The organism is Lentzea sp. NPDC036949 (assembly GCF_055608075.1).
Window position 1 is genome coordinate 101,998 of the sequence record NZ_JBVJRA010000008.1, and the last position, 19,011, is coordinate 121,008.

The window sequence follows — 19,011 nt, forward strand, 5'->3', positions numbered from 1 at the left end:
AGGTGGCGTATGAAGTTCGTTCGGCCGCTCGCCGCGAAGGCGCAGTTCCTCGTCGAGGAGGCGCGCAAGCGGTGGGCCGCGTTCGGTGATCTGTGGCGGCGTTCGCTGCAGCTGCGGGTCGTGGTGTCCACGCTCGCGCTGTCGTCCGCCGTGGTCTTCGTGCTGGGCATGGTCCTGCAGATGCAGATCACCAACCAGCTGCTGGCCACCAAGGAGGAGGCGGCGGTCCGCCAGGCGAAGGCCTCGCAGACGCTGATCCAGTCCGACCTCGTGGGCCTCAACCCCGGTCCGGACAGCGTGCAGACGCGGTTCACCAGCGCGATCAACAAGCTCGCGGTGGGCAGCGCCGGCACCGACGCCACGGCGGCCGGCGCCGGCGCGTTCGAACCCGTGCTGGCCGACGGGCTCGCGTCCAACAGCGCCCGCGTGCCGTCCGTCGGGCCGCTCGACGACGTGCCGCCCGGCCTGCGCGAGATGGTCGAGAACGGCGGCGAGGGCACCCAGATCCACACCGTGCAGCGCGGCGGGCAACCGACCACGCTGTACGTCGTCGGCCTGCCGATGAGCACCACGGCCCGGTCGATGCAGCTCTACCTGATCTTCCCGCTGGCCTCCGAGCAGCGCACCGCCGAGGTCGTGCAGTCGACGCTCGTGGTCGGCGGCGTCGTGCTGCTGATGCTGCTCGCGCTGATCGCGAACCTGGTGACCCGGCAGGTCGTGCGGCCGGTGCGGCAGGCGGCCGAGGTCGCGGAGCGGTTCGCGGACGGCGTGCTGCACGAACGCATGCACGTCGTCGGCGAGGACGACGTGGCGCGGCTGGCCGAGTCGTTCAACGAGATGGCCGAGTCCATCCAGGCCCAGTTCAAGCAGCTGGAGGAGTTCGGCCAGCTGCAGCGCCGGTTCACCTCGGACGTCTCGCACGAGCTGCGCACGCCGCTGACGACCGTGCGCATGGCCGCGGACGTCCTGCACGCCTCGCGCGAGCAGTTCCCCGCCGGGCTCGCCCGCTCCACCGAGCTGCTGGTCGACGAGCTCGACCGGTTCGAGTCGCTGCTGGGCGACCTGCTGGAGATCTCCCGCCTGGACGCCGGTGTCGAGGAGCTGACCGCCGAACAGGTGGACATCCGCGTGCTGGCCCGCCGGGCGCACGACTCGGTGCGCGCGCTGTCGACGACGGCGAACTCCCCGGTGGTGCTGGACCTCCCGGACGAGGAGCTCACCGCCGAGCTGGACTCCCGCCGCGTGGAGCGCATCCTGCGCAACCTGCTGGCGAACGCGATCGACCACGGCGAGGGCCAGCCGGTCGAGCTGACCATGCGCGGCAACGCCGACGCGGTCGCGATCACCGTGCGGGACCACGGCGTCGGGCTGCGGCCGGGCGAGGCGGACCTGGTGTTCAGCCGGTTCTGGCGCGCCGACCCGTCGCGCAACCGGCGCACCGGCGGCACCGGCCTCGGCCTGTCGATCTCGCTGGAGGACGCGCGGCTGCACGGCGGCTGGCTGGAGGCATGGGGAGAACCGGGCCACGGCGCGGTGTTCCGCCTGACGCTGCCGCGCACGCACGGCGAGGAGCTGCGCGAGAGCCCGTTGCCGCTGGCACCCGCCATCGCGGCCGGCGCGGTCGCCGCCGTCGCGGAGACGCCGGTGGCGGAGGAACCGGAGGAGGTCGAGCTGACCCCCGAGGAGATCACCTGGCAGCCGGCCGAACCGGTCGACGGCGTGCCCGACGAGGTTTCGGAGGAAGTGCGGTGAAGCGGCTGACCCTGGTGCTCCTCGTGCTCGTGACGATCACGGGCTGTGCCGCGATCCCGACGAACACCCAGCCGAAACCCATCGGCACCAAGGACAACAAGGCCTCGAACACGAACCAGGCGCCCGAGCCGCGGCGCGACCTCGACCCGTTCGAGCTGGTTCGCGACTTCATCGGCGCGACGTCCAACCCGGACCACAACTACGCGGCGGCACGGGCGTACCTGACGCCGGAGGCCGACAAGAAGTGGGACACCAAGAGCCCCACGATCATCGAGACGTCGTTCTCGACCGTGCCGACCTCGCAGGCGCAGGCCGAGAAGACGCAGACCGTGTTGCTGCAGGGCAAGAACGTCGGCCGCCTGGGCGCCAACGACAACGCGTTCGTGCCGCAGCTCGGCGACTTCTCGACGCCGGTGAAGCTGGAGCGCAACAACGAGAACCAGTGGCGCATCTCCGAGCCGCCGCTGGGCGTCTACATGCCGCAGAACGTGTTCAACAACAGCTACCGCCGCGTCGTGCTCTGGTTCTACAACCCGGAGTTCAGCGTGCTGGTGCCGGACCCGCGGTTCGTGGTCGTGCCGCCCGCCACCGACATCCCGACCCGCGTGACCGAGCTGCTGATCAAGGGTCCCAGTGACGCGCTGCGCGACACGCTGGTCTCCGCGCTGGGCCCGGACACCGACAAGTTCTCGAACACCAAGGAAGCCGACGACGGCGCGCTCGAGGTCAACCTCACCAAGGTCGGCAACGACCGCACGCCGGAGAAGAACAAGCAGATCGTCGCGCAGGTCGTGAAGTCGTTCCAGGGCGTCACGTCCTCGCGCATCCGCGTCCTCGTCGACGGCCAGCAGATCCTGGCCGAGCAACGCGACTACCGCCCATCCGACGTGTCGGCGACCGCGGGTGAGGCGTTGCTGGCCTCGAACGTGAACCTGCCCGGCATGCTGGTCGTGGACGGCCGCCTGCGCTCGCTGAACGACGGCGTCGCCGTCAAGGGCCCGGCCGGCGACGGCACCTACACCGTGGCGAGCGCCGCCCAGTCGCTGGACGGCTCGCGCCTGGCGGTGGTGACCCGCGACGGCGCGGCGATGCGCCTGCGGGTGGGGGAGAACGAGCAGCCGCTGTCCGAGGTGGACCTGCCGGCCACCTCGCTGACCAGACCGACGTGGCTGCTGTCGAGCGGTCCGAAGGAGCCGAGCAAGGAGGTCTGGACCGTCGCCGACGGGAGCTCGGTCACGCGCGTCACCCGTGCGGACAACGGCAACTGGACCGCGAAGAGCGTCAACACCACCGACCTGGCCGCGTTCGGCGGCATCACCGAGCTCCGCCTCTCCCGTGACGGCACGCGTGCTGCCCTGGTCATCGCCGGGAAGCTCTACGTGGCCTCCGTGGTCCGCAACCAGCAGGACGTGGCGCTGCGCTCCCCGCGGGCCGTTCAGCCGTCCCTGCTGGGCTCCTCGGTGCTGTCGGTGGACTGGCTGTCGCAGGACATCGTGGTCGTGTCGTCGTCCGTGGCCGCGCTGCCGGTCAGCAAGGTCTACATCGACGGGGCCAAGCTCGACCGGTACAGCCAGTCGAACCTCACCGGGCTCGTCGGGTCGGTGGCCGCGGGCCCGTCGCGGTCGGTGCAGGTGATCGACAGCTCCGGGCTGTGGATCGCCACGGACATCACCGACGTGTGGCGTCCGAGCCCGATCCGCACGTCAACCGGTTCACAGGTCTTCTACCCGGGCTGACCCCCTGCTCCTACCGGCGTCTGCAAGTACTGCCAACTCAAGATCAGCGAGCACTTTTCCGCTGCCAACCGCCCTTCCGGCCGCCTGCGCACCCATCGCTGGTTCGGCGGTGTGCGGGACCGCGGAAAATGTCAGACCCCGTCGTCACCCTGGTCCACATGCCCCTTGAGCTGATCGTGCCCGTCCGCTGCTCCGGCTGCGGGCGGCCCGGCCCCGCCTGCTGCTCGTCCTGCCTCGGTGCGTTCGGGCCGCCGGCTCGCCTGTCCGTGCCCGGTGTCGGGCCGCCGGTGTGGGCGCTGGCGGCGTACGACGGCGTGGTGCGGGAGCTCGTGCTCGCGTTCAAGGAACGGGGTGCGCGGGCGTTGGCTGCGTGGTTCGGCGCCGTGGTGGCCGCGGCGCTCGTGTCGGTCGGGCCCGCGCCGTGGGTGCTGGTGCCGGCGCCGTCACGGGCCGGGGCGGCCAAGGAACGCGGGGGCGACCACATGGTGAGAATCGCGCGGGCCGTGGAGATCGCCGCCGTGGCACCGGTCCTGTCGTTCACGGCGGGCGTGGCCGACTCCGTGGGGCTGGGTCCGGGAGCGCGCAGGAGGAACGTGGACGGGCGCGTGCGCGTTTGCGGCAGACCCCCACCGGGAACAGTTGTGCTGCTGGACGACGTGGTCACGACGGGTGCGACGGCTGGTGAATGTGCCCGCGCGTTGCGATCGTCCGGTGTTCGCGCGCAGGCCGTGCTGGCGCTTTCGTCAGCGCGTTCGTGGGGTTGACGGTTCGACCGGGACTTTCGGCACCGCCCACAAGGGTGAAGTTGGTGCCGGCCAGTGGATCACCGGTTCGTCCTGGTCGGACGGGAATCCCCAGGTCGTCGTCGCGAGCCCCGTCCTGTCCGAAGATCCGGAACTGCGGAGTGGCACGTTTGGACCCGACGTTGGACAGACCCGTGTTTCGTCGCCGTGTCGTGCGCCGCCGCAGAGCGCTGCCTCCGGGCGGGGAGCGCCAGGGCTGGTCGCGCGGCCCTGTGCGGTGACCCCCGCAGGCGGCGCGTTTGGCACCGCCCGATGTCGGCTGTCTGCTCGGTGCTCCGGTTAACGCCTATTCACTTGTAGAGCTGACCAGCGGTTATCAGAGGAATCGCATGGTTCGCCGGACAGTGGTGGAGATCGCCGGGCTCGTACGCGAATGGGCGAAAACCGCCGGCGTGCCGGGCGTGACACGCTCGTGATCGGTCAGCGAAACGGAACGGTTCAGTTGGAGAAAGCGCGGTTCCGTCGCATCTGGACCGGAGTCGGAGGCATCGGAATCGATCTCTTCGAAGTTTCGGGAACATGACGCGGTGGTCACCCGTTGGCTGGGTATGAGGCCGCGCTGGGAACCGTTCGACGCAGTGGTGCTGCGGTCGAGTGGTGGCCACGCGCTGCGCCTTACGGGTGAGCGAGATGCCGGAGAGTGGTGCTCGTGCCACGCTGGGAACACGTGCTGTGGCAGGGAGTTGTCGCGCTGCGTAGTCGCCGAAAAATCTGCCGGTTCGCCCGGCAAGGGGGCTTACGCGACGGTGAATCCCAAGCTAACGTGCACCGCTATCAGCCGTTCCCGGCCCGCGGGGAGGAGGCGAACAGCCCATGACCCAGGCGCCGTGAGACCTGCCGAGGACGACCCTCTGCGACACATCTGCGATCCAAGATCGCCACGGCGCTCGATAAATCAGTCCAGCCAAAGCTCGCAGCAAAGCGAGGGAGGTCGTGTATGGACATCGTCGTCAAGGGCCGCAACGTCGAGGTGCCCGATCACTACAGGGTGCACGTCGCCGAAAAGCTGGCCCGGCTTGAGCGTTACGACCGCAAGGTCATCCGCTTCGACGTGGAACTCTTCCACGAGCCGAACCGCCGCCAGTCGAAGAACTGCCAGCGGGTCGAAATCACCGGCAAGGGACGTGGACCGGTGGTCCGTTCCGAAGCCTGCGCGGGTGACTTCTACGCCGCGTTGGACGCTGCGGTCGCGAAGCTCGAGAACCGCCTGCGCCGGTCGCACGACCGCAGGCGCGTCCACCACGGGGCCCGCGCCCCGATCTCGGTGGCGGAAGCGACAAGCGGGCTGGGGGACACCTCCCCCGCTGCTGACCAGAACGGTCAGGTCATGACGTCGCGCCGCGCGAAGACCGCGGTGCTCGACGCACCTGAGGCCGACTACGAGGGCATGGCGGAAGTGCCCGCGCAGCGGTGGGACGACGGCCTCGAGGACAAGTTGCCCGGACGCGTGGTGCGCGAGAAGGAGCACGCCGCCAAACCCATGACGGTCGACCAGGCCCTCTACGAGATGGAACTGGTCGGACACGACTTCTACCTGTTCGCCGACTCCGACAGCGGTCGCCCGAGCGTCGTCTACCGCCGGAAGGGATTCGACTACGGCGTGATCAGGCTGGCCTGATCCGGTAAACCACACACCCTCGACCACCGCCGCCCTTCGCGCCCCTCGCGCGTGAGGGCGGCGGTGTGCGTTCACCGGCCACCCGCCGACGGCGCAAACGGGACCAAACGGGCTTGTCAACCGCGGTTCGTTCACCGTCAAGGTGAACTTCGCGCCGCCAGGAACCTTCACACGGGCCTCATGCGTTCTCCACACCAGTAGCCGAGATGGGGGCACCGGCGGCAGGTGGTCTGCGGAAGATCGCAGAACGGCCTGCCTGACCTGCCCATACCAGGTCAGGCGCGGCAATCCGCCTGTGTCTGTGCACACATCTTGGCGACTTGCCTACGATGGGCAGGGGAAAGGCGTCCGACGTGGGCGCGCCGCGATACAGGTGATGAGGTCTATCCAGATGGTGCTGTCCCGACTGCTCCGCGCCGGCGAGGGCAAGATGCTCAAGCGCCTCCGCAACATCGCAGCACACATCAACCACCTCGAAGACGACGTGGTCGACCTTTCCGACGCCGAGCTGCGTGCGAAGACGGAGGAGTTCAAGAAGCGCCACGCCGAGGGCGAGTCGCTCGACGAACTGCTGCCGGAGGCGTTCGCCGTGGCCCGCGAGGCCGCGAAGCGCACCCTCGGCCAGCGCCCGTACGACGTGCAGCTCATGGGCGGCGCGGCGCTGCACCTCGGGCAGATCTCCGAGATGCGCACCGGTGAGGGCAAGACGCTGACCTCCGTCATGCCGGTCTACCTCAACGCGCTGGCCGGCCGCGGCGTGCACGTCATCACCACGAACGACTACCTCGCCAAGCGCGACGCGGACTGGATGGGCCGTGTCCACCGGTTCCTCGGGCTCACGGTCGGGGCGATCCTGTCCGAGATGACGCCGGAGCAGCGGCGTGCGGCGTACAACGCGGACATCACCTACGGCACGAACAACGAGTTCGGCTTCGACTACCTGCGCGACAACATGGCGTGGAGCCTGGACGAGTGCGTGCAGCGCGGGCACTACTACGCGATCGTCGACGAGGTCGACTCGATCCTGATCGACGAGGCGCGCACGCCGTTGATCATCAGTGGTCCCGCGGAGCAGAGCGCCCGGTGGTACGTCGAGTTCGCGCGGCTGAGCCCGCTGATGAAGCGCGACACGCACTACGAGGTCGACGAGCGCAAGCGCACGGTCGGCGTGTCCGAGCAGGGCGTCTCGTTCATCGAGGACCAGCTGGGCATTGAGAACCTGTACGAGGCGGCGAACACCCCGCTGGTGGGCTACCTGAACAACGCCCTCAAGGCGAAGGAGCTCTACACCAAGGACAAGGACTACATCGTCCGCAACGGCGAGGTCATGATCGTCGACGAGTTCACGGGTCGTGTGCTCGCCGGGCGGCGCTACAACGAGGGCATGCACCAGGCCATCGAGGCCAAGGAAGGTGTGGAGATCAAGGCGGAGAACCAGACGCTCGCCACGATCACCCTCCAGAACTACTTCCGCCTCTACGAGAAGCTCGGCGGCATGACCGGTACCGCGGAGACCGAGGCGGCCGAGTTCCACCAGACCTACAAGCTGGGCGTCGTGCCGATCCCGACGAACCGCCCGCCGCAGCGCAAGGACCAGCCCGACCTCGTCTACAAGAGCGAGGAGGCGAAGTTCGAGGCGGTCGCGGAGGACATCGCGGAGAAGCACGCCAAGGGCCAGCCGGTCCTGATCGGCACGACGAGCGTCGAGCGCTCCGAGTACCTGTCGAAGCTGTTGGTGCGCAAGGGCATCCCGCACGAGGTGCTGAACGCGAAGCATCACGACCGCGAGGCGCTGATCATCGCGAAGGCCGGCCGCAAGGGCGCCGTCACGGTCGCGACGAACATGGCCGGTCGCGGTACGGACATCGTGCTGGGCGGCAACCCGGACATCATCGCCGACCACGAGCTGCGCGACCGCGGCCTCGACCCGGTGACCACGCCGGAGGAGTACGAGGCCGAGTGGGCCAAGGTCGTCGAGGAGCTCACGACCCAGGGCAAGGCCGAGGCCGACGAGGTGCGCGAGGCCGGTGGTCTCTACGTGCTCGGCACCGAGCGCCACGAGTCGCGCCGCATCGACAACCAGCTCCGCGGCCGCACCGGCCGTCAGGGCGACCCCGGTGAGTCGCGGTTCTACCTGTCGCTGCAGGACGAGCTGATGCGCCGGTTCAACGCGTCCATGGTCGAGATGGTCATGACGCGCCTGAACGTGCCGGACGACGTGCCGATCGAGCACAAGATGGTCACCCGCGCCATCCGCAGCGCGCAGACCCAGGTCGAGCAGCAGAACTTCGAGATCCGCAAGAACGTCCTCAAGTACGACGAGGTCATGAACCGCCAGCGCACGGTGATCTACGCCGAGCGCCGCCGCGTCCTCGAGGGTGAAGACCTGAAGGACCAGGTCGAGCACATGATCGAGAGCGTGGTCGAGGAGTACGTCAACGGCGCGACCGCCGACGGCTACGCCGAGGACTGGGACTTCGACAAGCTGTGGACGGCGCTCAAGACGCTGTACCCGGTGAGCGTCGACCCGGACAAGCTGCTGGAGTCCGACGAGGACGTCAGCCGCGAGTACCTGCGCGAGGTGCTCGTCGAGGACGCGCTGAAGGCCTACCGCGAGCGCGAGGCCGAGATCGACGGCCGCGTCGGCGAGGGCGCCATGCGCGAGCTGGAGCGCCGCGTGCTGCTGTCGGTCCTCGACCGCAAGTGGCGCGAGCACCTCTACGAGATGGACTACTTGAAGGAGGGCATCGGTCTGCGCGCCATGGCGCAGCGCGACCCCCTCATCGAGTACCAGCGCGAGGGCTTCGACATGTTCAACGCGATGCTCGACGCGTTGAAGGAGGAGATCGTCGGCTTCCTGTTCAACCTGCAGGTCGAGGCCGCGGAGCCGGAGCCCCAGCCGGAGCCGGAGGTCCCGGTCCTGCTGAGCCAGGCCCCGCAGCCGCTGCCCGCGACGGGGGCCCGTGCCCGCGCCCGTGCCGCGGCGGCCGCCCAGCAGCAGGCGCAGCAGCAGCCGGCTGCCCCGGCGGGTCCGGCGATGGCGCAGCTCGCCACCGGCAACGCGATCCCGCCCGCCCTGCGCGGCAAGGGTCTCGGTGGCCCCGGTGAGCAGCACCTGAGCTACAGCGGCCCGGCCGAGGACGGCGGCGTCGAGCAGCACAGCGACGAGAACAACGGCGGTGGCGCCCAGAGCGGCACCCGCAAGGAGCGGCGTGAGGCGGCCCGCCAGGCCGCGAAGGGCAACCGCCGCAAGCGCTAGCAGCAACCGGCCACGCAGGGGCCCCGCGCTTCCCCCAGGGGAACGCGGGGCCCCTGCGTGTACCTGGAGGGGCACGCGGGGTCCCCGCGTGCCCCTGGAGGGAACGCGGAGCGCCCGCGTGACTTCCGGCATGCGGAATTGGGGGAGCGCACGCGGGGAGCTTTCGTACTGCAGGAGAGTACGAAAGGTCCCCGCGTGCGCTCCGCGGAAGCGGGGAGGGTTACTCCAGCACTGTGAACGTCGTCAGCAGCCAGCGGCCGTCGTGGTGCTCGGCGCGTGCGGCCACGGCGAGCACGCGCTCGTCGCGGCGCACAGTGGCGGCGATCTCGGCGGCGAACCGGGTTGGGTGGCAGACACGAGGAGGCCGCAGCAGGCGGGTGGTCCGCACGCGCACCGACCGGCCCAGCCGGGCGGCCAGCGCGGGCAGGGCGAGCTGTTGCAGCAAACGGCCGGGGCGACGGCCGTCCACCACCTCCAGGACGGCTGTGAGCAGCCGGGCCGCGTCGAGCGGCGGCGGCGGTGGCTCCGGTGCGGGCAGCCACGACCCGCGTGCGCGGGGGCGTGGCACGAAAGTCGCCCCGGCGGGCGGCTCGTAGGTGGGCAGGCGGCGAACGACTGGGGGCATGCCGAAACCGGCGGCGCAGCGCGCCGATCAGGACACCCATCACTCGAAGGAGTGGGTAGTACGGTCCTGACCATGCTGAAGGCCCTCGTGCTGGACTACGGCGGCGTCCTGACCGACCCCGGTGAGGACAACCCGCCGGAACCGCCGCTGCTCACCGCGGTGCGCAAGGCGCGGCAGCAGGGGTTCAAGACCGCGCTGCTGTCCAACGCGGACGGGTGGTGGCAGCCGCCGGCGCACTGGCACGGGCTGTTCGACGCGGCGGTCATCTCCGGCGAGGTCGGGCTGGCGAAGCCGGACGCCGGCATCTACCTGCTCACGGCCGCGAAGCTCGGTCTCGAACCGGGCGAGTGCGTGTTCGTCGACGACCTCGCGGTGAACGTCCGCGGCGCCGCCGAGGCGGGCATGGTCGGCGTCCACCATCGGTCGACGCGGACCACCCTCGAGGAACTGGAGATCCTGCTAGCGACAGCGCTGCGCGGTTGAGGGTTCACCCCGAGGCGTAATTGCCGGTCATTCCGCTCCCCGGATAACTTCGACGCGGCCTGGTTCCGCTGATCCTCAGGAGAGCGAATGCGAAGAATTGCCGCTTGTGCCGCGATCGTCATCGCCGTCGGTTCGGCGGTCGCGGCTCCTGCGCGGGCGCAGGAGCGCGGCTGCCGCGAGGAGTTCCCGCGGGACGGGCGCAGCGTCGAGGTCTTCTGCGACGACGGCTGGCCGGGCAACTTCCGCGCCGTCGCCCACTGCCGGACCACGCTGTCGAGCTGGGACGAGCACGGCACGATCGGGCACGTGCGCGCGAGGTCGTCGATCGCCGGGTGCGACGGCCTGGTCGGCCCGGTGTGGGTCGAGGGCTACCACGTCGACTGGCTGTAGGCGGTCAGCCCTGGGCGCGCCGCACGAGCTCGAAGCAGAGCACGGCCGCCGCTGAGGCGACGTTGAGCGATTCCACGCCCGCCGCCATCGGGATCGAAAGCCACGAGGTGATGTGCGGGCGCACGTCCTCGGTGATCCCGAACGTCTCACTGCCGAGCACGAATGCCGACCGTTCCGCGAATTCAGCGGAATAGATCGTGTCGGACGCGTGGGAATCGAGCGCGTGGAGCGGATATCCGGACGCGCGCAGGAGAGCGGAGGCCTCCGCCGCGGTGCCGCAGCGCAGGACGGGCGCGCGGAAAGCCACCCCGGCGGAGGCCTTCACCACGAGCGGGTCGATCGAGGCGACGCCGCGGCGCGGCACCACGATGCCGTCGATGCCCGCGGCCGTCGCGGTCCGCAGGATCATGCCGACGTTCGCCGGCGTGGTGATGCCGTCCAGCACCAGCACGGACCGCAGGTCGTCCTCCTCCAGCGCGAGCGCCAGCGGCTTCATCCGCGGCGCCACGACGTCGGCGAGCACGCCCTGGTCCTGCTTGCCGTTGCCCGCCAGCACCTTCACCCGCTGCGCGGTCGCCCGCTGCACCTGCACGCCCCGCGACCGGGCAGCGTCCAGGATCTCGCGCGCCGCCGGGCCGCGTGCGGTGTCGGCGAGCACCACCTTGTCCACCGACAGCGCCGGGTCGTCCAGCGCCTCCAGCACGGGCTTGCGGCCGTAGACGGTGACGAAGCGGTCCTTGGGCGAGATCTCCACGCCGAAGAGGGTGCCAGACGGCCCGGCACGCCCCCGCACGCCCGGCTCGAACGGGTGAAGAGCACGAGTAGAGCCGTTCGGCCCTTGTGCTTTGGATCATATGCATGATGATCGTCACATGACGTCAGGTGTGCGCAGCGTCGCGCAACGTCAACACCTCGCGAGCGGCCAGGACTCGGACGTGTTCATCCGGTCCGACGGGTTGCTCGTCAAACGCACGCGCACAGGCCGTGACCTGCGGCGCGAGGCCGAGATGATGCTGTACCTGAGCGGTCACGGCATCCCCGTGCCGCGGGTGCACGACGCGACGGCGGACGAGCTCGTCATGCAGTACGTGCCCGGCCCGCGGATGTCCGAGGAGATCGGCCGCAAGCCGTGGCTCGCCGGTCAGCTCGGCCGCGAGCTCGCCGACCTGCACCACCGCCTGGACGCGGTGCGGGCCCCCGACTTCCTCACCGGCGACGGCGACCTGCTGCACCTCGACCTGCACCCCGGCAACGTCGTGCTCGGCCCGGAGGGACCGGTCGTGCTCGACTGGGCCTGCGCGATGAGGGGCGACCGGCGGCTCGACGTGGCGCTGTCCTGGGTGTCGCTGGCGGTCGCGCGGCTGACGACGGCCCGCCGGTTGACGCGGTGGAACTTCCTCAGGTCGTTCATGGCCAACGTGGACCCGCGGGCGCGGGAGGCGATTCCGGAGGCCGCGCGCATCCGGCTGGAGCGGCACGACCGCGATCCGCGGGAACGGGCGGCGCTGGAAAAGCTCATGGACGCGAAACGGCACTAGTCTGGCGGGCATGCCGGACCGACTGTCAGCGCTGGACGCCTCGTTCCTGTACCTGGAGGGCTCCACGACGCCGATGCACGTCGGTGGCGTGGCGGTGTTCCGCAGGCCCAAGGCGGGGTTCGACTACGACAAGCTCGTCGACCTCATCGAGCAGCGGCTGAGCCTCGTGCCGCGCTACCGGCAGAAGGTCGTGCACGTCCCCGGCCGCATCGCGCGGCCCGTGTGGGTGGACGACCCTGACTTCGACGTCACCTACCACGTGCGGCGCTCCGCCCTGCCCAAGCCGGGCAACGAGAAGCAGCTGCACGACCTGGTGGCGCGGCTGATGTCGCGGCCGCTCGACCACTCGCGGCCGCTGTGGGAGAGCTACCTCGTGGAGGGGCTGGCGAAGAACCAGCTCGCCGTGATCACCAAGACCCACCAGGCCATGGTCGACGGCATCGCGTCGCTGGAGATCGGCCAGGTCATGCTGGACGTGTCGCCGTCGCCGCGCACGAACGTCGAGAACCTGTGGATGCCGCAGCCGGAGCCCAGCTCGTTGCAGCTGGTGAGCGACGCCGTCACGGACATCGTGCACCGGCCGGGCGAGCTCGTGGAGAACGTGCGCAGCGCCGCGATGGACACCGTCGCCACGGTCGGCAAGGTCGTCAACGCCGTGGGTGCGGTCGCCGCCGCCATCCACACCGCCGCGAGCCCGGCGCCCGGCAGCCCGCTGAACGTCCGGATCACCTCGCCGCAGCGCCGGTTCGCCGTGGCGCGCGCCCAGCTCGACGACCTGCGCGCCATCCGCAAGGCCCACGGCGGCACGGTGAACGACGTGGTGCTGGCGGCGCTGGCCGGTGCGATCCGCAACTGGTTGCTCAGCCGCGGTGAGAACGTCACCGGCAGCACCACGATCCGCGCGATGACGCCGATGTCGGTGCGCGACACCGACCCCGACTCGGGCAACAACGTCTCCGCCTACCTGGTGGACCTGCCGGTCGGCGAGCCGAACCCGGTGGTGCGGCTGCACCACGTGAGCCACGCGACCCGCGCCCACCTGGAGTCCGGCCAGTCGGTGGCCGCCGATGCGCTGGTCAAGGTCTCCGGCTTCGCGCCGCCGACCCTGCACGCGCTGGGCGCGCGGGCGGCCAGCTCGTTCAGCCGCCGGCTGTTCAACGTGATCGTCACCAACGTGCCCGGCCCGCAGGTGCCGCTGTACGCGGCGGGCGCGAGAATGACCGAGATCTTCCCGGTCGTGCCGCTCGCCAAGAACCAGGCGCTGGCGATCGGGGTGACGTCGTACGACGGCGGTGTGTACTTCGGGCTGAACGGCGACCGCGACGCCATGTCCGATGTGGACGTTCTCGCGAGCATGGTCGAGGAGTCGGTGGAGGAACTGATGGGGACGGCGAGCGCGTGATGAGGGTCTACATCCCGGCCACGGTGGCCATGCTGCGCAGCTTCGTCGACAGCGGCGAGCTCACACCGGTGGGCGGCACGGCGTTCGCGCTGACGCCGGCGCTGCGCGAGTCCTACGCCGCCGGCGACACCGAGGAGCTGGAGTACGCCGCGATGCTCGACGCGGCCCGCGCGTCGCTGCGGCTGCTGGCCGGTGACGAGAAGTCGGAACCGCGCCGTGCGGTCGTCGCGGTGGACGCGGACGACGTGACGTTGCGCCCGGACCTGGACTTCTCGGTGGTGAAGGTCGTGGGCCCGTTCACGTTGAAGGACGTCGCGTCCGTGCACCTGGACACGGCCGAGGCCGAGGACGACGTGCGCGCCGCCGCCGAGGTCGTGGACGCGGCGGATCTGGGCGACCCGGACGCCGAGTTCGCGCTGGGCAGCGCCGAGGACCACGAGCTGGCCTGGTACGCGGCGCAGGAGCTGGCGTTCGTGCTGGAGCTGATGTGACTCAGGTCACGTCGAACTGAGGTAGAGGTGCCGTGAGCGGCTCCGTCCCCGAGGTGTCCGACACCGGAGAGACGGAGCCGCCATGAACCAGCACGACGTCGACGAGGTCCTGAACCGCCCGCTGAGCCAGGAGCTGCTCGGCCGCGACATCGCCCGGCTGGCGTTCGTCGCGCAGGACGGCACGCCCCGCAACCTCCCGGTCGGGTTCTGCTGGAACGGCAGCGAGATCGTCATCTGCACGTCGAAGAACGCCCGCAAGCTCGCGATGCTGGCCGCGAACCCGGCCGTCGCGCTCACGATCGACACCGAGGCGTTCCCGCCGCGGATCCTGTCCGTGCGCGGCAGGGCCGAGCTCGACCCCGTGGACGACATCCCGGCCGAGTACCTCCAGGTGACCAAGTCCATGACGCCGGAGCAGCGTGCCGAGTGGGAGGCCGACGTCCGTTCGCTCTACACCGACGGCATGGTCCGGATCGTCATCCGGCCGGCCTGGGCGAAGCTGACCGACTTCGAGACCACGTTGCCGGACAACGTCGCCGAGCTCGTGCGGCGCCAAGCCGCGGCGCGGCAGGCCTGAGCACGGCGGAAACCGCCACTCACATGCCCTCGGCGGGCTCCCACAGCTCGATCCGGTTGCCCTCGGGGTCGACGCACCAGCCGAACCGGCCGAACTCCGAGTCCTCGGTTTCCGGCAGCACCTCGACGCCGCGGCCGCGCAGCTTCACCATCAACGACTCCAGGTCGTCGACCCGCAGGTTCAGCATGGTGCGCTGGTGCGGTTCGCCGATGTACTCGGTGTCCTGCGCGAACAACGCCATCGTCGTCGTGCCGGGGCGGTCCGACGTCGCGGTGTCGAGCCAGTGGAAGGTGACGGTGCCGCGTTCGCTCATCGGCACACCGAGGTTCTCGCGGTACCAGGCCGCCAGCCGCACGGGATCCCGGGAACGCAGGAAGACCCCGCCGATGCCAGTCACCCGCGCCACCCGACGGACCCTACTACCGCGTGCCACGATGGGGGAATGGACGCCGTGACGGCTGCACCCGAACCGGTCAACGAACCCGTGCGCACCTACGCTCCCGGCAGCGCGGAACGCGCCTCCCTGCAGGCCCGCATCGCGGAGCTGGAGGGCACCACCCACGAGCTGACGATGACGATCGGCGGCGAACAGCGGATGGGCGGCGGTGACCGCGTCGACGTGGTCCAGCCGCACGACCACCGGCACGTGCTCGGGGTGACCGCGCAGGCCACCGGCTCCGACGTCGCGGCGGCGATGAGGGCCGCGCAGCACGCCGCACCGGGGTGGCAGGAGCTGCCGTACGACGAACGGGCCGCGGTGCTGCTGCGAGCGGCGGACCTGCTGTCCGGCCCGTGGCGGGACACGCTGAACGCCGCCACGGTCCTCGGGCAGTCGAAGTCGGTGCAGCAGGCCGAGATCGACGCCGCCTGCGAGCTGATCGACTTCCTGCGGTTCAACGTCCACTTCGGCCGCCGGGTCCTGGAGGAGCAGCCGGCGTCCAGCCCCGGCGTGTGGAACCGGATGGACCACCGGCCGCTCGACGGGTTCGTCGTCGCGATCACGCCGTTCAACTTCACCGCCATCGCCGGCAACCTGCCGCTGGCACCGGCGCTGATGGGCAACACGGTGGTGTGGAAGCCGTCGCCGACGCAGCAGCTCGCCGCGCACTGCACCATGCGGCTGCTGGAGGAGGCCGGCCTGCCGCCGGGCGTGGTCAACCTCGTCACCGGCGCCGGCAAGGCGCTGGGTGAGGTGGCGCTGCGGGACCGGTTCTTCGCCGGACTGCACTTCACCGGGTCCACCCGCACGTTCAAGGCGCTGTGGCAGACCATGGCGAGCAACCTCGACCACTACCGCGCCTACCCGCGGGTGGTCGGTGAGACCGGCGGCAAGGACTTCGTGCTGGCCCACGCCTCCGCCGACCCCGACGCCCTCGTCACCGGTCTGGTGCGCGGTGCTTTCGAGTACCAGGGCCAGAAGTGCTCGGCCGCGTCCCGCGCGTACATCCCGCGGTCGTTGTGGGACAACGGTGTGCGCGACCAGCTCGTCGACGTCACGAAGTCGTTGGCGTACGGCGACGTCAGGGACCTGTCGGTGTTCGGCGGCGCCGTGATCGACCACCGCGCGTTCGCCAAGCACAAAGACGCACTGCTGATGGCGTCCGCGTCCACCTCCGTCGACGTGCTGGCCGGCGGCACCTGCGACGACTCGGTCGGCTACTTCGTGGACCCGACGGTGCTGCTGGGCACCGACCCGCACCACGACATCTTCACCTCGGAGTACTTCGGCCCGATCCTCGCCGTGCACGTCTACGACGACGCGGACTACGAGGACGTCATGGGCGTCATCGACACCTCCACGCCGTACGCGCTCACCGGTGCCGTGTTCGCGCGTGACCGCGTTGCGGTGGAACAGGCCCACCGCGCGTTGCGGTTCGCGGCGGGCAACTTCTACGTCAACGACAAGCCGACCGGTGCGGTCGTGGGACAGCAGCCGTTCGGCGGGTCGCGCGGGTCCGGCACGAACGACAAGGCGGGGTCGATCTACAACCTGCAGCGGTGGACGTCACCGCGTGCCATCAAGGAGACGCTGGTGCCGCCCACGCACCACGGCTACCCGCACATGGGTTAGCGGGCCCGCGGTGCCCAGCCCGTCGCCGCGGTGAGCTTGGTGCTCACGACTCGTTGCGAGCGCCCGAACACCGCCAACGACGCCGCGAGCCTCCCGAACGCGCGCGGCAGCCGCGTGATCCCCAGGTCCCGCTTCAGGACCGGCGTGCCGACGTTGTAGACGCCCGCGGGCGCGCCGAGCACGGCGACGGCGGCGGCCGCCGCGTCGCCGGGGTGCACGACCGACGTCCAGCCGTCGCCGACGAGCACGGGCGGCGACTGGGCAGCGCCGCCCATCAGCATCCCGAAGCGCAGGAAGACGCCGCCGGGGTGGCGCAGGACGTTGTGCTGCGCCGTCACCGAGCTGGCGATGTGACCGACGGGCTCGATGGGAGCGTTCTCGTCCAGCTCCCGCTCACCGCCGTCGGCGTACACGAACGAGATGCCCTCCTGCACCACGCGGCCCACGCCCGCCCGCAACGCCGCCTCGGCCACCGCCGCGCTGCCCTCCGTGCGGATGCGGTCGTTCTCGGCCCAGGCACCGGGCAGCACGGCCCTGGCGCTCAACGGGATGCGGGTGGCGAGGTTGAGGACGGCGTCGTAGCCGCTCAGCGCGGCCGTCAGCCGGCCGGCGTCGAACATCGAGGTGGTGTGCCGGTCGAGCACCCCGACCTCGTGGCCCGCCTCCCGCAGCCGCGGCAGAGCTTCCCGCCCGAGCACACCCGTCGCACCGATCACGAAGACCTTCATGACCGGTGGACGGGACAGGCTGCCGATTCGTGACAGCCCGGTTCATGACAGCTCAGCCCGTGACAGCTCAGCCCGTGGCAGGCAGCCGGTCCAACGCCTTCAGCGCCAGTCCCTGCGTGGTCTGCCCGAGCACGTTGTCGTCCTCGCCCTGCTTGGTCACGGTCAGCCCGAGCAGCTCACCCTCGCGGACCTGCACCACGGCCTCGCACGCCGACGACGCGCACCGGCGGGTCATCGGCCGGTCCTCGACCACCGCGCCGTAGCCGCCGTTCGCCTGCAGCCGCGCCGACTCCTGCTCGAACTTCGCCTCCAGCAGCTTCAGCGTCACCGTTGCCGAGCCGAACGAGAACGTGCACTCGCGCTCACCCTTCGCGGTACCGGACAACGAGCCCAGGTCACCGTCCCGCAGCAGCGTGCACGGGTCGGTGTCGGTGAACTTCGGGGGAGCGGGGTCGCCACCGCAGGCGCTCAGCAGCAGCACCAGGGCCAGAACTCGCTTCATCCACTTCCTCTGCAGTCGGTCACGGGGGTCGGAGCTCAGTCCGTGTGGTCGTCCAGCCCGGCCCGGGAGGCGAGCAGGCGGCGCAACGACGTCAACCGGCCCGGCGCGTCCGGCACGAGCTCGTCGAGCATGCAGCCGGGGTCCTCGGGGGCACCCAGGTGGCCGCAGCCGGGCGGGCACTCCTCGGCGGCCTCCGCGAAGTCGGGGAAGGCCTTCACGATGTCGTCCGGCGTGATGTGCGCGAGGCCGAACGAGCGGATGCCGGGGGTGTCGACCACCCAGCCGCCGCCGGGCAGCCGCAGCGCGACGGCCTGGGTCGAGGTGTGCCTGCCCTTGCCGACGCCGGAGACGACGCCGACCGCGCGGTTCGCGTCCGGGACGAGCTTGTTGACCAGGGTGGACTTGCCGACACCTGAGTGGCCGATCAGGCAGGACACCGTGTCCCGCAGGCGTTCGCGCAGCTCGGCCGGTTCCTCGTCGGACCGGGTCACGAGCACCGGCACGTCCAGCTCGGTGTAGAGCGCGAGCAGGTCGTCGGCCGACGCGAGGTCGGACTTCGTCAGGCACAGCACCGGTTCCAGGCCACCGGCGTACGCGGCGACCAGGCACCGGTCGATGAAACCGGTGCGCGGCGGGGGATCGGCCAGCGCGACGACCATGATGAGCTGGGAGGCGTTCGCGACGACGACGCGTTCGAACGGGTCCGTGTCGTCGGCGGTCCTGCGCAGCACCGAGGTCCGCTCCTCGACGCGCACGATGCGGGCCAGCGTGTCCGGCTGGCCGGAGGTGTCACCGACGATGCCGACCTGGTCGCCGACCACCACGGGCGTGCGGCCGAGCTCACGCGCACGCATCGCCGTGACGACGACACCGGACTCCAACGCGCACGTCCAGCGGCCGCGGTCGACGCCGATCACCATCGCGATCTCGGCGTCGGCGTGTTCCGGCCTGATCTTGCTGCGCGGCCGCGTCCCCTTGCCGGGGCGCACCCGCACGTCCGACTCGTCGAGCTTGCGCCAGTCCCGCTTGCCCACTG

General features: G+C 70.5%; 18 protein-coding genes. 12 read left to right on the forward strand and 6 right to left on the reverse strand.

Translation table 11 applies throughout. The features are described from left to right. Positions 1 to 9: 9 nt before the first annotated feature. From mtrB to secA, 5 genes are all read left to right on the forward strand, one after another. On the forward strand, positions 10 to 1,752 hold the full coding sequence (gene mtrB, locus ACZ7CD_RS23260; RefSeq protein WP_360395064.1) for an MtrAB system histidine kinase MtrB: 1,743 nt from the start codon (positions 10 to 12) through the stop codon (positions 1,750 to 1,752). Beyond that, positions 1,749 to 3,488: an LpqB family beta-propeller domain-containing protein gene (locus ACZ7CD_RS23265; protein ID WP_360395067.1), complete on the forward strand. Its 1,740-nt coding sequence runs from the start codon at positions 1,749 to 1,751 to the stop codon at positions 3,486 to 3,488. The genes mtrB and ACZ7CD_RS23265 overlap by 4 nt, the downstream gene beginning before the upstream one ends. A 158-nt stretch (positions 3,489 to 3,646) precedes the next feature. Continuing rightward, a complete protein-coding gene (locus tag ACZ7CD_RS23270; RefSeq protein WP_360395070.1) occupies positions 3,647 to 4,252 on the forward strand; it encodes a ComF family protein in 606 nt (201 codons plus the stop codon). A gap of 976 nt (positions 4,253 to 5,228) precedes the next feature. Next, positions 5,229 to 5,909, forward strand: a complete 681-nt coding sequence (hpf, locus tag ACZ7CD_RS23275) for a ribosome hibernation-promoting factor, HPF/YfiA family (RefSeq protein ID WP_360395073.1) — start codon at positions 5,229 to 5,231, stop codon at positions 5,907 to 5,909. Positions 5,910 to 6,300: 391 nt separating this feature from the next. Further along, a complete protein-coding gene (gene secA, locus ACZ7CD_RS23280) occupies positions 6,301 to 9,168 on the forward strand; it encodes a preprotein translocase subunit SecA (protein ID WP_360395076.1) in 2,868 nt (955 codons plus the stop codon). Between the two features lie 220 nt (positions 9,169 to 9,388). Here the strand turns inward: secA and ACZ7CD_RS23285 are convergent, their stop codons facing one another. Further along, positions 9,389 to 9,793, reverse strand: a complete 405-nt coding sequence (locus ACZ7CD_RS23285) for an Rv3235 family protein (RefSeq protein ID WP_470379663.1) — start codon at positions 9,791 to 9,793, stop codon at positions 9,389 to 9,391. Between the two features lie 72 nt (positions 9,794 to 9,865). Here ACZ7CD_RS23285 and ACZ7CD_RS23290 point away from each other — a divergent pair, with 72 nt between their 5' ends. Further along, entirely contained in the window at positions 9,866 to 10,276 is a 411-nt protein-coding gene (locus tag ACZ7CD_RS23290) for an HAD-IA family hydrolase (protein WP_360395081.1), read from the forward strand. A gap of 87 nt (positions 10,277 to 10,363) precedes the next feature. Continuing rightward, entirely contained in the window at positions 10,364 to 10,666 is a 303-nt protein-coding gene (locus ACZ7CD_RS23295) for a hypothetical protein (protein WP_360395084.1), read from the forward strand. A 4-nt stretch (positions 10,667 to 10,670) separates the two neighbouring features. Here the strand turns inward: ACZ7CD_RS23295 and ACZ7CD_RS23300 are convergent, their stop codons facing one another. Next, on the reverse strand, positions 10,671 to 11,420 hold the full coding sequence (locus ACZ7CD_RS23300; RefSeq protein ID WP_360395087.1) for a TrmH family RNA methyltransferase: 750 nt from the start codon (positions 11,418 to 11,420) through the stop codon (positions 10,671 to 10,673). Between the two features lie 118 nt (positions 11,421 to 11,538). On the opposite strand from ACZ7CD_RS23300, the gene ACZ7CD_RS23305 reads away from it, so the two are divergent. From ACZ7CD_RS23305 to ACZ7CD_RS23320, 4 genes are all read left to right on the forward strand, one after another. Beyond that, positions 11,539 to 12,204: a phosphotransferase gene (locus tag ACZ7CD_RS23305; RefSeq protein WP_360395089.1), complete on the forward strand. Its 666-nt coding sequence runs from the start codon at positions 11,539 to 11,541 to the stop codon at positions 12,202 to 12,204. 10 nt (positions 12,205 to 12,214) lie between these two features. Then, positions 12,215 to 13,606: a WS/DGAT/MGAT family O-acyltransferase gene (locus ACZ7CD_RS23310; RefSeq protein ID WP_360395091.1), complete on the forward strand. Its 1,392-nt coding sequence runs from the start codon at positions 12,215 to 12,217 to the stop codon at positions 13,604 to 13,606. After that, entirely contained in the window at positions 13,606 to 14,097 is a 492-nt protein-coding gene (locus tag ACZ7CD_RS23315) for a DUF6912 family protein (RefSeq protein WP_360395094.1), read from the forward strand. Before ACZ7CD_RS23310 ends, ACZ7CD_RS23315 begins: the two co-directional genes overlap by 1 nt. 82 nt (positions 14,098 to 14,179) lie before the next feature. Then, a complete protein-coding gene (locus ACZ7CD_RS23320; protein ID WP_458430340.1) occupies positions 14,180 to 14,674 on the forward strand; it encodes a pyridoxamine 5'-phosphate oxidase family protein in 495 nt (164 codons plus the stop codon). A gap of 19 nt (positions 14,675 to 14,693) precedes the next feature. Here the strand turns inward: ACZ7CD_RS23320 and ACZ7CD_RS23325 are convergent, their stop codons facing one another. Continuing rightward, positions 14,694 to 15,080 (reverse strand): VOC family protein, encoded by a 387-nt coding sequence (locus tag ACZ7CD_RS23325; RefSeq protein WP_360395099.1) that lies wholly within the window; start codon positions 15,078 to 15,080, stop codon positions 14,694 to 14,696. 36 nt (positions 15,081 to 15,116) lie between these two features. On the opposite strand from ACZ7CD_RS23325, the gene pruA reads away from it, so the two are divergent. Then, positions 15,117 to 16,745: an L-glutamate gamma-semialdehyde dehydrogenase gene (gene pruA / locus ACZ7CD_RS23330; protein WP_470379664.1), complete on the forward strand. Its 1,629-nt coding sequence runs from the start codon at positions 15,117 to 15,119 to the stop codon at positions 16,743 to 16,745. Here pruA and ACZ7CD_RS23335 read toward each other — a convergent pair. The 3 genes from ACZ7CD_RS23335 to rsgA all read right to left on the reverse strand — a co-directional run bounded on the left by ACZ7CD_RS23335 (position 16,742) and on the right by rsgA (position 19,009). Further along, positions 16,742 to 17,473: an NAD-dependent epimerase/dehydratase family protein gene (locus ACZ7CD_RS23335; RefSeq protein ID WP_470379665.1), complete on the reverse strand. Its 732-nt coding sequence runs from the start codon at positions 17,471 to 17,473 to the stop codon at positions 16,742 to 16,744. The two genes, pruA and ACZ7CD_RS23335, sit on opposite strands and share 4 nt — an antisense overlap. Positions 17,474 to 17,540: 67 nt before the next feature. Continuing rightward, a complete protein-coding gene (locus ACZ7CD_RS23340; protein WP_470379666.1) occupies positions 17,541 to 17,975 on the reverse strand; it encodes a hypothetical protein in 435 nt (144 codons plus the stop codon). A 35-nt stretch (positions 17,976 to 18,010) separates the two neighbouring features. Next, positions 18,011 to 19,009 carry a ribosome small subunit-dependent GTPase A gene (rsgA, locus tag ACZ7CD_RS23345; protein WP_360395111.1) on the reverse strand — a complete coding sequence of 333 codons (999 nt, stop codon included), beginning with the start codon at positions 19,007 to 19,009 and terminating at the stop codon, positions 18,011 to 18,013. Between the last annotated feature and the right edge of the window lie 2 nt (positions 19,010 to 19,011).

Bases quoted from the DNA above. Each gene is read 5' to 3' on its own strand.
- mtrB (WP_360395064.1), top strand. From the start codon at position 10: ATGAAGTTCGTTCGGCCGCTCGCCGCGAAGGCGCAGTTCCTCGTCGAG.
- ACZ7CD_RS23270 (WP_360395070.1), top strand. From the start codon at position 3,647: ATGCCCCTTGAGCTGATCGTGCCCGTCCGCTGCTCCGGCTGCGGGCGG.
- hpf (WP_360395073.1), top strand. From the start codon at position 5,229: ATGGACATCGTCGTCAAGGGCCGCAACGTCGAGGTGCCCGATCACTAC.
- secA (WP_360395076.1), top strand. From the start codon at position 6,301: ATGGTGCTGTCCCGACTGCTCCGCGCCGGCGAGGGCAAGATGCTCAAG.
- ACZ7CD_RS23285 (WP_470379663.1), bottom strand. From the start codon at position 9,793: ATGCCCCCAGTCGTTCGCCGCCTGCCCACCTACGAGCCGCCCGCCGGG.
- ACZ7CD_RS23290 (WP_360395081.1), top strand. From the start codon at position 9,866: ATGCTGAAGGCCCTCGTGCTGGACTACGGCGGCGTCCTGACCGACCCC.
- ACZ7CD_RS23295 (WP_360395084.1), top strand. From the start codon at position 10,364: ATGCGAAGAATTGCCGCTTGTGCCGCGATCGTCATCGCCGTCGGTTCG.
- ACZ7CD_RS23305 (WP_360395089.1), top strand. From the start codon at position 11,539: ATGACGTCAGGTGTGCGCAGCGTCGCGCAACGTCAACACCTCGCGAGC.
- ACZ7CD_RS23310 (WP_360395091.1), top strand. From the start codon at position 12,215: ATGCCGGACCGACTGTCAGCGCTGGACGCCTCGTTCCTGTACCTGGAG.
- ACZ7CD_RS23315 (WP_360395094.1), top strand. From the start codon at position 13,606: ATGAGGGTCTACATCCCGGCCACGGTGGCCATGCTGCGCAGCTTCGTC.
- ACZ7CD_RS23320 (WP_458430340.1), top strand. From the start codon at position 14,180: ATGAACCAGCACGACGTCGACGAGGTCCTGAACCGCCCGCTGAGCCAG.
- pruA (WP_470379664.1), top strand. From the start codon at position 15,117: ATGGACGCCGTGACGGCTGCACCCGAACCGGTCAACGAACCCGTGCGC.
- ACZ7CD_RS23335 (WP_470379665.1), bottom strand. From the start codon at position 17,473: ATGAAGGTCTTCGTGATCGGTGCGACGGGTGTGCTCGGGCGGGAAGCT.
- ACZ7CD_RS23340 (WP_470379666.1), bottom strand. From the start codon at position 17,975: ATGAAGCGAGTTCTGGCCCTGGTGCTGCTGCTGAGCGCCTGCGGTGGC.